The sequence below is a fragment of the Nocardiopsis metallicus genome, assembly GCF_014201115.1.
Taxonomy (GTDB): domain Bacteria; phylum Actinomycetota; class Actinomycetes; order Streptosporangiales; family Streptosporangiaceae; genus Nocardiopsis; species Nocardiopsis metallicus.
The window spans coordinates 4,893,868-4,906,070 of record NZ_JACHDO010000001.1 but is presented as its reverse complement, the minus strand read 5'-3'; the positions used below and the strand labels follow the sequence as shown (position 1 = coordinate 4,906,070).

Sequence of the window (12,203 nt, the reverse complement as noted above, 5' to 3'; positions counted from 1 at the left end):
TACCTCTTTCATCGATGGGCGTCTATGGATTGGAACTCTATCGACGCCTGTCGATGGACGCAACCATTGATCGTGGTCGATAATGTGAGGCATGACCGTGACACGGCTCGAACCCAACGCACCCGCACTGACCCAGGCCGACGCCGAGACCTACGCCGCCTGGTTCGCCTGCCTGGCCGAACCCATGCGCGTACGGCTCCTGCACGCCATCGCCACCACTCCGGGGTCGGTCAGCGTGGGGCAGCTCGCCGAGATGGTGGACGTCCGTCAGCCCACGGTCTCCCACCACCTGCGCAAGCTCGCCGACGTCGGGTTCGTGACCCTCACCAAGGCGGGCACCTCCACCCGCGTCGCCGTCAACCCCGCCTGCTGCACCGGTCTGCCGCACGCCGCCGACATCGTCATGGGCGTCCTCAACGCCCGGCCGTGCTGCCCCACCGACCTGCCCGCCGACATCACCACCCGGCCCATGGCCGACGCCGACCTGGAGAAGGTTCGCGACATCTACGAGCAGGGCATCGCCACCGGCCACGCCACCTTCGAGACCCAGGCGCCGACCGTCGAGGAGCTGAGGACCAAGTGGACCGAGGGTCATCGGTGGGTCGCCGAGGCAGACGGGGTCGTGGTGGGCTGGGCCGCCGCCGCACCCGTCTCCGGCCGGGCGGTCTACTCCGGGGTGGCCGAGACGTCGGTGTACGTCGCCGAAGGGGCACGTGGGCGCGGAGTGGGCAAGGCCCTGCTCTACCGCCAGGTCACCGAGGCCGACACCGGCGGGCTTTGGACGCTCCAGACCTCGGTCTTCCCCGAGAACCGCGCCAGCCTGTCGCTGCACCACCAGGCGGGTTTCCGCACCGTGGGAGTACGTGAGCGCATCGCCCGACACCACGGCCGCTGGCGCGACACCGTCCTGCTGGAACGACGCCGGGGCGTCGGCCTGGCCACGGGTGAGACGGCCTGCTGCGAAGACGGTGCGGACTGCAGCACCGGGTGAACACTCTGCCCACGCCGGATGCACGAGGTGACTGCGAAGCTGGTGTCCATATGCCGGGTCGAAGCCGAACCGGAAGTACCCGAAAATCACGGAAGTAGGCCCGGCTTCTCCTGATCGGGGTTTATGGGAGTCCTGTGCTTATTTCGCTTGCTCGCCGAACGGTTTTCCTGCTTCCGTAGACATAGCAGTGGGTGACGGTGGCTTCGGTGTGTGTTTGGGAATATGCTGAGGTCAGCCGCTCCGGTGTGAGAACACCCATGTCAAGGCGCACATCATCGCCTGGGCCGAGTTCCCGTTCGTGCCAACCACGCAGTTCCGCCCAAATATCGGAGATCCTGGATTTAATCGCTCTGGGTTCGGGTGCTGCGGGTGGCCGATGCCAGGCGCATCCACTCTCCCCCGGAAACACTGATGAGGCCGATGTTCTTATTCTGGGAGTCGCGTACTAGAGCGACCCCGTTTAAGCAAGCGAATTCCACGCAGTGTTCGGGGTACGAGTGGCTGCTCTTGCGCCAGGAGATGTCTTCACCACTGGCCTCGGGCATTCGCGCTCCTTGGGGGGATTTTAGGGGACGGCCTTCCAGCCCACCCCTACCCATACCCAACCATCGAGATCGCCCATGCATCCGTTGGGCAAGAAAATGGCCTTGAGCGATCGTGTTTCTGTGGTCTGCGCTGCCTGGTGTGATGTTGGGTGCTGGTGTTGCCCCAGCGGTTTGGTCACGTTCGAGTCAGTGGTCAGCGCTAGTTCGGCGCGTTCAGCTGGACAGGGACAAGTGAATGCCTTCCAGCAGTTTGAGTGATTCCATTTTTCCGAGCGTGTAGCGGCTCAGGAGGTTTTCGAATTCACTTTTACTTGCTTCCACGTCGCTCGTGTCGCCGGTGGTTGAGCTGGATTCGATGGATTCTTTGAAAAGAATATCCTCAAGCTCATCAGCAAAGGCGAGTATGGTGAACGAGCTGTACATCCCAAAGGTCCAGTCGGAGTTTTGTGGGATGATGTGGAGGCGGATATTCTTATTCTGAGTCAGTGCCTTGATGTACTCAATCTGTCTTGGCATGATTTTGGGATCTTTTCCCTTTCCGACATGGCGTCGGAGTACGGATTCGTCAATAATGTATACCTCGTTGGGTGGCTGGGCTCGGTTTCGGATTTTCTCCTGCCGTTCTTTTCGGAGCTCAACGATCTTGTCGACGACTTCTTTGGGCCTGCATGTGGCGGTGAGGGTGCGTGCGTACTCGGGGGTTTGCAGTAGGCCGGGCACCACGGACATCTGAACCTGGTGGATGGAACTGGCCCCGGCTTCAAGGCCGACGAACCTCAGGTAGTCGCGGCTTACGTAGGTCCGGTAGCTCTTCCACCACGCGGGCTGGCGTGCGCCTTGGCCGAGCTCGACGAGTGCGTCGCCGATCGGGGTGTCCAGAACTCCGTATCGGCGCAGGAGCGCTTCCAGCTCTGTCTGGGGCAGCACCTGCTTGCCCGTCTCGTAGCGCATCATCTTGTGGTAGGACCAGCCCAGGTCGTCTGCCACCTGGGCCTGGCTCAAGTCCTGTGCCCTGCGCAACTTGGTGAGGCGACGGGTCAGTTGCGCCTGTTGAACTGCGGGGCCGCTGTCCGAGGTCATGGTCGTCCTTCCGGCTGGGTACCTTGGATGCCACCCTGTGAAGTGACACGTGGCAGGATGGCTGTCGTTAGGTTCGTGATGCTCTGGTATCTACGTCCACAGAAGGGGGCAATGCGCGAAGATCACACTTTGGGGGAGAGTGGTAGCGTTTTGCCATGTAGCACCAAGCGTACATCTGGCGCCTGAGGTGAGCTTGACGGGGGTGGGAGACCCCCGGGAACCGTCGAGTCCGAGCAGGCGGCCGCGGGGGTGAACCCCTTGCCCGTGGCCATCCCCCGTTCCCCTCGCGCGCCTGAGCTCGCCACGCCCGCTTTCTCCCACCGGGGTCGGGCAGTGTCGCGGCCCTGCCGAGGCCGGGTTCGCACTCTCGGTTCGAAGTCGTCGAGGCCAGCGACGTCGTTTCCTCATTACGGAACGACTTCGCCGGCGTAGTCGTCTACTAACTGAGGGGAATCCGGATGAAGGAACACCGTGCCTGGTACGTGGGGCGACATCGCAAGAGGTTGGGTGCCGGGGAGGTGCTCGGGGTGATCGCCCTCTTCGCGGCGAAGGCCCTCGTGATCGGAGCCGTTTCGGGTCTGGTCCAAGGGGTGCTCGGCCAGGACTTCGATCCCCGGGAGGTGATCACGTCGATTGAACTGTTGCTGCGGAGCGACAGTGGAGGACCTCAGGCGGACCACTGAGATGTGGCCTCTACCTGAGGTCCCGGGAGGCGAAGCCGCGCTTAAGTTGTGGAAGACCTGACGCGGAATCGCCCGTCCAATGCCCCGTGAGGCCTGGTGGCGCTTTGCCGGAGAGCGGCGAGCAGGCCCGGTCTCGCGGGGCTCACCTACCATAACTCTCTGCTGAGTGCTGTCGATTCCCCGTTTTTCGCAGAAGGAATTGACGACGGCTCCGGCGCTACTGGCGACGCTGGGGCAGTGAGATTGGGCCGGGGCGCCGCGCTGCGCCCCTGAGTGCGATGTTACTGGCAGGTACAGTATCGCTCTGTTGGATTTAAGACAACAGTACTACCGAATTTTTGATGTCCAAAACCTGGGAATACGGTCTCGTGGTCACGATTCGTGCTGGTGTCGATGCACTTGGCGGTTTTGGCGGAGCCGTGGTCGGTGAGGTGGATGATCAGACCTAACTCTCGGATGTCCCTCAGGCCTTGTCAGCCAGAGCTTCCGGTGCCGGTCAGGCAGGTTTGCCTCCGAATGACCGAAACTCGGGTTCGGTCGGGTCTGCCTCCTCGAGGTGCAGTCCACGAGTGAGCAGTGCACTGGCTGCTTGCTGTGGTGCATCACACGTACAAGACATGACAACACAGCTCTTAATCTCACACAGGTTTTCGGAGATTTTTTTGCGAAATCAATCGGTCCTGCTGGTGGTCGCCGGGAGCTGGGAGGGCGTTCACGGGGCTGGCCTGAGTAGAGCAGGTGACCTGTGTGGCGCGCGGTGCGGTGGTGACTCGGCGAGTGCGCCAGGCGCTGCGCGGGCGGTCAGGGGTGCCGACGGCTGATTCATTCCTGAGAGAGGGTTTCGGCCTGGTCGGCCTCCGTGAATGGGAGATGCCCTTCACCCCTTCAAACCTGAGGAGCCGGGGATGCTGGTTTCCCCGGGCTACTCGGGCTTGGCGGTCGGCCCGGTGGTCTCGAACTTCTCGAGGCGTCCGCACATGCCCCAGGCCGGGGCTGGGTCGCTTCGGTAGACCGCCGCGGACGCCAGGTGGGAGGTGTCGCCTGCCTGGAGCGCGTCGAGGCGGGCGGTGGTGCGGGCGACGTCGGCCGCCGGGCCCTGTTCGAAGCGGGTCCGCCAGTCGGGCAGACCGGCGTGGACCAGCCGCAGGGCGGCGGCGTGGAAGTCGGTCATCGCGCTCACGTCACCCGAGTCCAGGCGCTCGCGCAGCCCGGTGAAGCCCGCGACGGCGAGTTCGCGTCGCCTGCGGGCCGAACCCTCGGGGTCGGCGGGGTCGAGGGTGACGGCCCGCGCGTAGGCGGCCGGGTCGGCCAGGACGTCGGGCGGGAAGGTGAGGACGGCGTCACCGGCCTCGGGCAGGCCCGCGTTCTGCATGATGACGACCAACCGCAGGTCGCCGTCGTTGACCAGGCGGTGCACGGTTCCGGGGGTGAACCACAGGAGGTCGCCCGCGCCGAGCGGGTGGGTGGCGAAGCCGTCCGTGGTGAGGGTCTGTACCGAGCCGGAACCGCCGGTCACCGCGTACGCCTCGGCGCAGGCCAGGTGCATGTGCGGGGAGCCGCCGCACAAACCGTCGGAGCCGGGCGCGGCGGGCCAGTCGTAGACGCGCAGCCGGGACAGTCCGACCCCGCCCGGCAGGGGAGGGGGTTCGCCTGGGCGGGTGGTCTCGGCCTCTGGGCTCACCGCGGCTCCCGGGTCGCTTGCTGGAAAGCGCTTTCTCACAGAGAAGGTACGTTTGTCCCCGCCACACTGTCAAGAGCGCACGGAGGAGCCCCGGCGGCCTGCCGGGGCTCCGTCCGCCTTTTCGGTCAGTCGCTCGGAGTCCTGGGGTGCACCACGGTCTTGGGGCCCGGGTAGATGACCCTCTCCTCACCGTCGGCGAAGCGGACCATGTAGGGCGGGCCGTCGTCGGCCCCGAGGACGTCGATGATCTCGGCTTCGTGCTCGCCCTTGGAGCTGGTGACCCCGTGCGTGTGCAGGCGGTCTCCGATGATCGCTCGCATCTGCTCTCCCCCCGCGGTTCGACGACCGGCCTCCCCCAGGCCGGTCTCAGCCGGGTGATACCCGCCCCCAAGCCGGGATGAACCGGGCGACCTGGGGAAACAACGGACCATCGGCCGGACCGGTTCGGGCCGGTGCCTAGGATGTTCGGGTGAACAAGCTTTCCCCGATCATCGCCTTCGTCGTCTTCATGGGCGTGTTCGTGCTCTCGCGGACCGCCACCCGGGACTTCCTGGAGTCCTGGGTCGCCTTGCAGGGCGTGGTCCTGGGCCTGGCCTCCCTGGTGGCGTCGATGGCCATCGCCGCCCTGGCCGCCGGGGCGGTGCTCTACGTGTCCCGGATGATCACCGGCGAGTGACCGGTTGACCCGCCGGGCGGTCCGGCGGCCGACTCCGCAACCGTGCCTGCAACGGATCCCCGCAACCACCCCGCGGCCATTCCCGAGCTGGTCCCGCTGAACCCTCAGCCGGTGCCCAGGTAGCCGTTCGGGTCGAGAACGTACTTGCTGGCCGCCCCCTTGTCGAAGGACTGGTAGCCCTCGGGCGCGTCCTCCAGCGGGATGGCGACGGCGTTCACCGCCTCGGCGATGTGGACGCGGTCGTTGAGGATCGCTTCCATCAGCTGGCGGTGGTACTTCATCACCGGGCACTGTCCGGTGAAGAAGGCGTGCGACTTCGACCAGCCCAGACCGAACCGGATCGACAGCGAACCCTCCTTGGCCGCGTCGTCCGCGGCCCCCGGGTCGCCCGTCACGTACAGGCCGGGGATACCGATGGAACCGCCCGCTTTGGTGACGTCCATCGCGGTGTTCAGGACACTGGCGGGGGCCTCCTCCGAGGCCTTGTCACCGGTCCCGTGCGCCTCGAAGCCGACCGCGTCCACCGCGCAGTCCACGGCGGGCGTGCCGAGCAGCTCCTCGATCTGGTCGCCGGGGTCGCCCGCGGAGACGTTGACCGTCTCGCAGCCGAACCCGCGCGCCTGAGCGAGGCGCTCGTCGTTGAGGTCGCCGACGACCACCACCGCCGCGCCCAGCAGTTGGGCCGAGGCCGCGGCCGCCAGCCCCACGGGCCCGGCGCCCGCCACGTAGACGCTCGAACCCACGCCCACACCGGCGGTGACGCAGCCGTGGTAGCCGGTCGGGAAGATGTCCGAGAGCATCGTCAGGTCGAGGATCTTCTCCAGCGCCTGCTCGCGGTCGGGGAACCTCAACAGGTTCCAGTCCGCGTAGGGCACCAGGGCGAACTGGGCCTGTCCGCCGACCCAGCCGCCCATGTCCACGTAGCCGTAGGCTGACCCGGGCCGGTCGGGGTTGACGTTGAGACAGATCTCCGTCCGCCTGGCCTTGCAGTTCACACAGCGCCCGCAGGCGATGTTGAACGGGACCGAGACCAGGTCGCCGACCTCGATGAACTCGACGTCGGGGCCCGTCTCGACCACCTCTCCGGTGATCTCGTGCCCCAGGACCAGGCCCTTGGGCGCCGTGGTGCGGCCCCGGACCATGTGCTGGTCACTGCCGCAGATGTTGGTGGCGACGACCTTCAGGATCGCGCCGTGCGGGACCTCGCGCCCCACGTTCGCCGGGTTGACCCCGGGCCCGTCCCGCAGCACGAACTCCGGATAGCCGATGTCCTGGACCCCGACCTCGCCCGGGCCCTGGTAGAGCACACCTCTGTTGCCGCTCATGGTCCTTCCTGCCTCTCCGCGGCGGCGGCCCCCCCCGGTCCCGCCGCGTGTGGATGTCCTCTCCCTCTTTCCGCTGGAGGCGGTCGCTAATCGGGGACGCACTCCGGGACCTCCGCACACGTGACCGTTTACCGTGGGTGGCGCGACGGCACGCCGCAGCTGATTTCTATGGTGCGTAGAGTACTCTCTATCTGCCATAGAAAACGGGGGTGGGAGAGGTATGCCGAAGGACGCCAGGAGCGACGGGGGCGCCAGGGGCGCCAAGGACGCGAAGGGTGGAAGGAGCGGGAAGGGCGAGGGCTCCGAGGGTTCGACCAAGCCGAAGGGCGCCAGGCGAGGGGGCGTGTCGCCGCTGCTGATCGGCGGGGCGGTCCTCGTGGCCCTGGTCGTCGCGGTGGTCGTGGGACTGCGCCTGGAGGGCGGTGGCCCAGACGGGGAGTCCCCGGACGAGGCATCGGCGGTCGACCACATCGACGCGGAGCAGCGCGAGTGGGGGCAGGCCCTGGCCCGGCGCGCCGCGGACGATCCGATGGCCCTGGGTAGCGCCGACGCGCCCGTGGTGCTGGTCGCCTACTCCGACTTCGCCTGCCCCTACTGCGCCACCTGGGCCCAGGAGACCCAGCCCGAGCTGGTCGAGCGCTACGTGGACTCGGGCGACCTGCGGATCGAGTGGCGGGAGTTCCCCTACCTGGGTGAGTTGTCCCAGACGCTGTCGGTCGGGGCGGTCGCCGCCGGTGAGCAGGGCGCGTTCTGGGAGTACCAGGAGGCCGTCTTCGACCGGCAGGGCGAGCTCAAGTCCGCTTCGGACCCGGATGGGGTCCTCGACGAGATCGTCGAGGAGCTCGGGCTCGACGGTGAGCGGTTCCAGGAGGACCTGGGGTCAGATCAGAGCGGGATCTCGGTCGGCCACGACTTCGTCGAGGGCCAGCGGATCGGGGTGAGCGCCACCCCCGCCTTCGTCATCAACGGCGACCCCGTCATGGGCGCGCAGCCCCTGGACGTGTTCGTCCGAAGCGTCGACACCGCCCTCGCCGCGGCCGGGGAGTGACGGTCGCGGGCACCGTCCCTGTCGCGGCGGTGTCCGGCCTCTTTTCGGCGCTGGTCCGCCGGGCTCCGGTCCCCGCCGCGCCGCCGTCCGGCTCCGTGGCGGGCGGAGCCGGATTCGCGAAGCCGACGCGGGACCATGGGGACTCCACTTTCTACCTTGCATAGTTTACTCTCTATCGAAGATAGAAATGAGGAGTCGAATGCCTGAGAACCCCCGACGCCGGGGCCTTCCGCCCCTGCTGCTGGGCGCGGCGGTCCTGGTCTCCCTGATCGTGGCCGTCCTCGTCGGCCTCAACCTCGAAGGCGACACCACCGCGCGGGACGAGGGAGCATCCACCGCCAGCCCCTCCGAGCGGGAACGGGACGCCCAAGGAGACGAGGCACCGACCCAGCGGCCCCAGTCCGAGGACCCCAAGAGCCTGGGCGCGGCCGACGCGCCCGTGGTCATGGTCGTCTACGCCGACCACATGTGCCCGTTCTGCGCCTCCTGGGAACAGGAGACCCTGCCCGACCTGATCGAGCGCTACGTCGACTCCGGTGATCTGCGCATCGAGGCCAGGGCCTTCCCCTACCTCGGCGACCGCTCCCACACCCTGGCGGTCGGCGCTGAGGCAGCGGCCGCGCAGGACCTGTTCTGGGAATACCAGGAGGAGGTCTTCCGGCGCCAGGACGAACTCAGGTCCGCGAGCGACCCCGAACCGGTCATGACGGATATCGCCGAGCAGGTCGGCCTCGACCCCGAGCGCTTCCAACACGACCTCAACGAGGCGAGCCTGAGCGAGGCCGTCGACCGGGACTTCGGTGAAGGACAGGGCCTCGGCCTGAGCGGCACCCCCTCCTTCCTCATCAACGACGAACCCCTCATGGGAGCCCAGCCCCTCGACGTGTTCACCGCCCGCGTCGACGAGGCCCTCGCGGCCCAGGAGGGGTGAGCGCATGGACATCGGTTTCGTCGCCGCCGTCGTCGGAGGGGTCCTGGCACTGCTCAGCCCCTGCAGCGCCCTGCTCCTGCCCTCCTTCTTCGCCTACGCCTTCCGCGACGCTGGCCGCCTCCTGATCCGGACCGCGGTCTTCTACCTCGGTCTCTGCCTCACCCTGGTTCCCCTGGGGGCGGGATCGGCTCTGGTGAGCGTGGTGTTCCACGGGCACCGCGAAATCCTCATCACCGTGGCCGGAAGCCTCATCATCGTCCTGGGCATCGCGCAGATCCTGGGGATCGGCTTCTCCTTCGGGGTGTTCTCCCGGGCCCAGGGCAGATTCGCCGGAGGCCGGGGAAACCTCTCCGTACTGGGCCTGGGGTCGGTCTACGGGCTCGCCGGGTTCTGCTCGGGCCCCATCCTCGGAGCGGTGCTCACGGTGGCCGCCACCGGCACCCCGGTCCGCGGCATGCTGCTCATGGCCGCCTACGCCCTGGGTATGTCACTGCCCATGTTCCTCCTGGCGCTGCTGTGGGACCGGTTCGACCTCGGACGCAAGGGCTGGCTCAGGGGGCGGAGCCTGGAGTTCGGGCCCGTGCGCACGCACACGACGGCCCTGGTGTCGGGAACCCTGTTCGTCCTCATCGGTGTCTTCTTCCTGGTCTTCGACGGCACCGCCTCCATCTCCGGTCTGCCGGGCATGAGGTGGATGGAGGACCTCGCGCTCAGTGCCCAGGCGCCCCTGTCCCGGCTGGGAAGCGCCACCGACGCGGTAGCCGTGGTCGCTCTGGTGCTCACGGTCTCCCTCGCGGTCGGCGGCACGCTCCTGGCCCGGTCCAGGGCCCGTGGCCGGGGGACCGCGACGGAAGAGGAGGAGCATGACCGCGCCGCTTAGACCGAAGGGCGGGTCCGCGTGGTTCGCCGCGTGGTTCGGTCCCCGCCCCTGGCGGGGGACCGGCCGCCCGGGGAGGGGCGGTGACGCGATACTGGTGGCCGCGGGGGTTCCCGCCTATCCTGCCGGAAGGAAACGTATGACGAGCGGTGATCGATGAGCGGAGAGGCCCCGGGGCTCGGGCCCCTGGAAACCGAGGTGGTCGAGGCCCTGTGGGCCGGGGGCTCGCCCATGAGCGTGCGCGAGGTGGTCGAGGCGCTGGCTGCCCGGGACCCCGCCTACACGACCGTCTCCACCGTTCTGGAGAACCTGCGCCGCAAGGAGTGGGTCGAGCGGGAGCGGATCGGGCGCCTGTGGTTCTACCGTCCGCTCCGGGACCGCGCCTCACACGCCGCGGACCGGATGCACGGCGCCCTGGACGACAGCGGTGACTCACACACCGCCCTGCTGCGCTTCGTCGACCGGATGGACCCCCAGGACCTGGACGTCCTGCGCGACCTGCTCTCCGACATCCCCCGGCGGGAGAACCCATGATCTGGTCCCTGGCCGCCCTGGCCGCCCTCCTGCTCTGGAGCGTTGTCGGGCCCCGCGTCCTGCGGGGCTTCCAGAGGCGGGCGCGGCCCACGGCACGGGTCATGGTGCACTTATGGACCCTCGCCACGGCACTGTGGCTCCTGGCCTGCTTCCTCCTGCTGGCCATCCTCGTCACCCGGGTGATGGGGCCGGGGGTGAAGTCGTTCGTCTTCGCCTGCGTGGACCTCCTCCAGGCGATCCACGACAACGGCGCCGAGAACGGTGTCCTCGCCGCGCTGCTCCTGGGCGCGGTCGGACTGGCGCGGCTGACCTGGACGGCGCTGCGCCGCCGTTCCGCGGGCAACGCCTGGACCAGGGAACACGTACGCAGACTGAAGTCGGGTGGGAGACTGCGCACCCTCCACACGGACCGCGTCTGGGTACTGCCCACCAGTGAGACGGCCGCCTACTGCCTGCCCGGCCGCCAGTTCGGCATCGTCGTGACCCAAGGGGCCCTGGACAGTCTCACCCCTGCCGAGCTGAGCGCTGTCCTGGCGCACGAACGCGCACACCTGTCCGGCCGCCACCACATCCTCGTGGGCTGGGCCAGGCTGCTCGACAACGCCTTTCCGGCGGTCCCCCTGCTCCGGGCCGCCGCGTCCGAGCTCCCGGAACTGGTCGAGTGGGCCGCGGACGACCAGGCGGCGCGGGAGACCGGACCCCACGTCCTGGCCCACGCCCTGGGGGTCATGGCCCGCGCCCAGTCCCGCACTCAGGGCGCGGAACCGGCCCTGGCCGCGGCCGGGGCGTGCCCGGTGCGGCGGGTCCGCCGCCAACTCCAGCCCGCCGCACCCCCAGCAGGGTGGGCCGCCAACGCCGCCGCGGCGCTGGTGGTGGTGCTGCCGTTGGCCCTGACCGCGCTGGCGACCCTGCTCAACGTCGTGCTGCCGTACTGCGACTGCGTGGGCTGAGCAGGCGGACGTGAGGGCCCCTGACCGGGGCGCCCCCTAGCGGAATCCGGTGAGGTTGGGCCATCCTGAGGTCGTGCGGAGCGAGATCGAGAACGTCTACCGGGTGTTCGCGCGCTACCCCCGACCCGTGAGGGTGGAGGGCTGTCGGCACTGCGTCACCGAGAACGACCACCGTGACCTGCTCGGGGCACCGCTGCGGGAACTGGGCGCCGAACGGCTGCGCCGGTTCTCCCACAAGGCCCTCAACACCTGGGGCGACGTGGACGACCTGCGCCACTTCCTGCCCCGGCTGCTCGAACTCGCCCTGCGCGGCGAGGGCGACCTCCACGGGCTGTTCGCCAAACTCCACCAGGCCGGGTGGACGGGCTGGCCCGAGGACGAACGCGAGGCGCTCCGCGCCTGCCTGTCCGTCTGGTGGGAGGACGGGCTCACCGGAACCGAACGCCCCGACACCGCGCTGGACACCCTGGCCGAGACCGGTGACGACCTCGCCCCCTACCTGGATGCCTGGTGGGGCCGGAACACCCCGCAGGCCCTGTGGGCCCTGGCCGACCTGGTCGCCCAGGTCGCGCACACCGTGCCCCGGGCCCGCGACCACCGGCTGGTCACCTGGCTGGCGACCACCCGGGGCTGGATCGAGAACGCGTTCTTCGAGATGTCGGAGGCCGGACAGACCGAACTGGCCGAAGCCCTCTCGGAGTCCCGTCAGCTCCTCGACCTGGTCACCCTGGACGAGCCGGTGCCCTCGGGGCCCGAGACCAGCCCGGGGGCCGGCGCCGGCGAGCCCCCCGCCCCCGGGAGCGCCGACTCGCAAGCAACGGGATCCGAGGCCACCGGTCCACCGGAACCCCGCTGAGGCCACCGGAGGAGGCGGAGCCCCCG

The 12,203-nt window shown here is 68.5% G+C and carries 14 protein-coding genes; 9 read left to right on the top strand and 5 right to left on the bottom strand.

Annotation, left to right across the window (positions count from 1 at the left end):
* Positions 1-91: 91 nt before the first annotated feature.
* Positions 92-991 carry a helix-turn-helix domain-containing GNAT family N-acetyltransferase gene (locus HNR07_RS21360; RefSeq protein ID WP_184366528.1) on the top strand — a complete coding sequence of 300 codons (900 nt, stop codon included), beginning with the start codon at positions 92-94 and terminating at the stop codon, positions 989-991.
* 341 nt (positions 992-1,332) lie between these two features.
* Here HNR07_RS21360 and HNR07_RS21355 read toward each other — a convergent pair whose 3' ends face one another.
* Both HNR07_RS21355 and HNR07_RS21350 read right to left on the bottom strand, forming a co-directional pair.
* The gene (locus tag HNR07_RS21355; protein ID WP_184366527.1) at positions 1,333-1,536 is read right to left on the bottom strand and encodes a DUF397 domain-containing protein; all 204 of its coding nucleotides are present in this window, start codon (positions 1,534-1,536) and stop codon (positions 1,333-1,335) included.
* Positions 1,537-1,749: 213 nt separating this feature from the next.
* Positions 1,750-2,616, bottom strand: a complete 867-nt coding sequence (locus HNR07_RS21350) for a helix-turn-helix domain-containing protein (RefSeq protein ID WP_184366526.1) — start codon at positions 2,614-2,616, stop codon at positions 1,750-1,752.
* Between the two features lie 458 nt (positions 2,617-3,074).
* On the opposite strand from HNR07_RS21350, the gene HNR07_RS21345 reads away from it, so the two are divergent.
* Entirely contained in the window at positions 3,075-3,299 is a 225-nt protein-coding gene (locus tag HNR07_RS21345) for a hypothetical protein (RefSeq protein WP_184366525.1), read from the top strand.
* A 922-nt stretch (positions 3,300-4,221) separates the two neighbouring features.
* Here the strand turns inward: HNR07_RS21345 and HNR07_RS21340 are convergent.
* Both HNR07_RS21340 and HNR07_RS21335 read right to left on the bottom strand, forming a co-directional pair.
* On the bottom strand, positions 4,222-4,980 hold the full coding sequence (locus HNR07_RS21340; RefSeq protein WP_184366524.1) for a cupin domain-containing protein: 759 nt from the start codon (positions 4,978-4,980) through the stop codon (positions 4,222-4,224).
* A gap of 125 nt (positions 4,981-5,105) precedes the next feature.
* Positions 5,106-5,300 (bottom strand): DUF1918 domain-containing protein, encoded by a 195-nt coding sequence (locus HNR07_RS21335; RefSeq protein WP_184366523.1) that lies wholly within the window; start codon positions 5,298-5,300, stop codon positions 5,106-5,108.
* Between the two features lie 149 nt (positions 5,301-5,449).
* Between HNR07_RS21335 and HNR07_RS21330 the strand changes: the two genes are divergently transcribed.
* Positions 5,450-5,656, top strand: a complete 207-nt coding sequence (locus tag HNR07_RS21330; protein ID WP_184366522.1) for a hypothetical protein — start codon at positions 5,450-5,452, stop codon at positions 5,654-5,656.
* A 104-nt stretch (positions 5,657-5,760) separates the two neighbouring features.
* Here the strand turns inward: HNR07_RS21330 and fdhA are convergent, their stop codons facing one another.
* The gene (gene fdhA / locus HNR07_RS21325; protein ID WP_184366521.1) at positions 5,761-6,981 is read right to left on the bottom strand and encodes a formaldehyde dehydrogenase, glutathione-independent; all 1,221 of its coding nucleotides are present in this window, start codon (positions 6,979-6,981) and stop codon (positions 5,761-5,763) included.
* A gap of 220 nt (positions 6,982-7,201) precedes the next feature.
* Here fdhA and HNR07_RS21320 point away from each other — a divergent pair, with 220 nt between their 5' ends.
* From HNR07_RS21320 to HNR07_RS21295, 6 genes are all read left to right on the top strand, one after another.
* Positions 7,202-8,029, top strand: coding sequence for a DsbA family protein (locus tag HNR07_RS21320; protein WP_246420423.1), 828 nt, complete (start codon positions 7,202-7,204; stop codon positions 8,027-8,029).
* A 199-nt stretch (positions 8,030-8,228) separates the two neighbouring features.
* Entirely contained in the window at positions 8,229-8,960 is a 732-nt protein-coding gene (locus tag HNR07_RS21315) for a DsbA family protein (protein ID WP_184366520.1), read from the top strand.
* A gap of 4 nt (positions 8,961-8,964) precedes the next feature.
* Positions 8,965-9,840, top strand: coding sequence for a cytochrome c biogenesis CcdA family protein (locus tag HNR07_RS21310; protein ID WP_184366519.1), 876 nt, complete (start codon positions 8,965-8,967; stop codon positions 9,838-9,840).
* A gap of 153 nt (positions 9,841-9,993) precedes the next feature.
* Complete coding sequence (locus HNR07_RS21305; protein ID WP_184366518.1) at positions 9,994-10,371, top strand: BlaI/MecI/CopY family transcriptional regulator; 378 nt, start codon at positions 9,994-9,996, stop codon at positions 10,369-10,371.
* Positions 10,368-11,321, top strand: coding sequence for a M56 family metallopeptidase (locus tag HNR07_RS21300; RefSeq protein WP_184366517.1), 954 nt, complete (start codon positions 10,368-10,370; stop codon positions 11,319-11,321). Before HNR07_RS21305 ends, HNR07_RS21300 begins: the two co-directional genes overlap by 4 nt.
* 73 nt (positions 11,322-11,394) lie before the next feature.
* Entirely contained in the window at positions 11,395-12,177 is a 783-nt protein-coding gene (locus tag HNR07_RS21295; RefSeq protein ID WP_184366516.1) for a hypothetical protein, read from the top strand.
* Positions 12,178-12,203: the final 26 nt, after the last annotated feature.

Excerpts from the sequence above, each read along its gene's own strand:
- HNR07_RS21310 (WP_184366519.1), top strand. The coding sequence starts at position 8,965 with ATGGACATCGGTTTCGTCGCCGCCGTCGTCGGAGGGGTCCTGGCACTG.
- HNR07_RS21335 (WP_184366523.1), bottom strand. The coding sequence starts at position 5,300 with ATGCGAGCGATCATCGGAGACCGCCTGCACACGCACGGGGTCACCAGC.
- fdhA (WP_184366521.1), bottom strand. The coding sequence starts at position 6,981 with ATGAGCGGCAACAGAGGTGTGCTCTACCAGGGCCCGGGCGAGGTCGGG.
- HNR07_RS21355 (WP_184366527.1), bottom strand. The coding sequence starts at position 1,536 with ATGCCCGAGGCCAGTGGTGAAGACATCTCCTGGCGCAAGAGCAGCCAC.
- HNR07_RS21315 (WP_184366520.1), top strand. The coding sequence starts at position 8,229 with ATGCCTGAGAACCCCCGACGCCGGGGCCTTCCGCCCCTGCTGCTGGGC.
- HNR07_RS21350 (WP_184366526.1), bottom strand. The coding sequence starts at position 2,616 with ATGACCTCGGACAGCGGCCCCGCAGTTCAACAGGCGCAACTGACCCGT.
- HNR07_RS21300 (WP_184366517.1), top strand. The coding sequence starts at position 10,368 with ATGATCTGGTCCCTGGCCGCCCTGGCCGCCCTCCTGCTCTGGAGCGTT.
- HNR07_RS21345 (WP_184366525.1), top strand. The coding sequence starts at position 3,075 with ATGAAGGAACACCGTGCCTGGTACGTGGGGCGACATCGCAAGAGGTTG.
- HNR07_RS21305 (WP_184366518.1), top strand. The coding sequence starts at position 9,994 with ATGAGCGGAGAGGCCCCGGGGCTCGGGCCCCTGGAAACCGAGGTGGTC.
- HNR07_RS21360 (WP_184366528.1), top strand. The coding sequence starts at position 92 with ATGACCGTGACACGGCTCGAACCCAACGCACCCGCACTGACCCAGGCC.
- HNR07_RS21320 (WP_246420423.1), top strand. The coding sequence starts at position 7,202 with ATGCCGAAGGACGCCAGGAGCGACGGGGGCGCCAGGGGCGCCAAGGAC.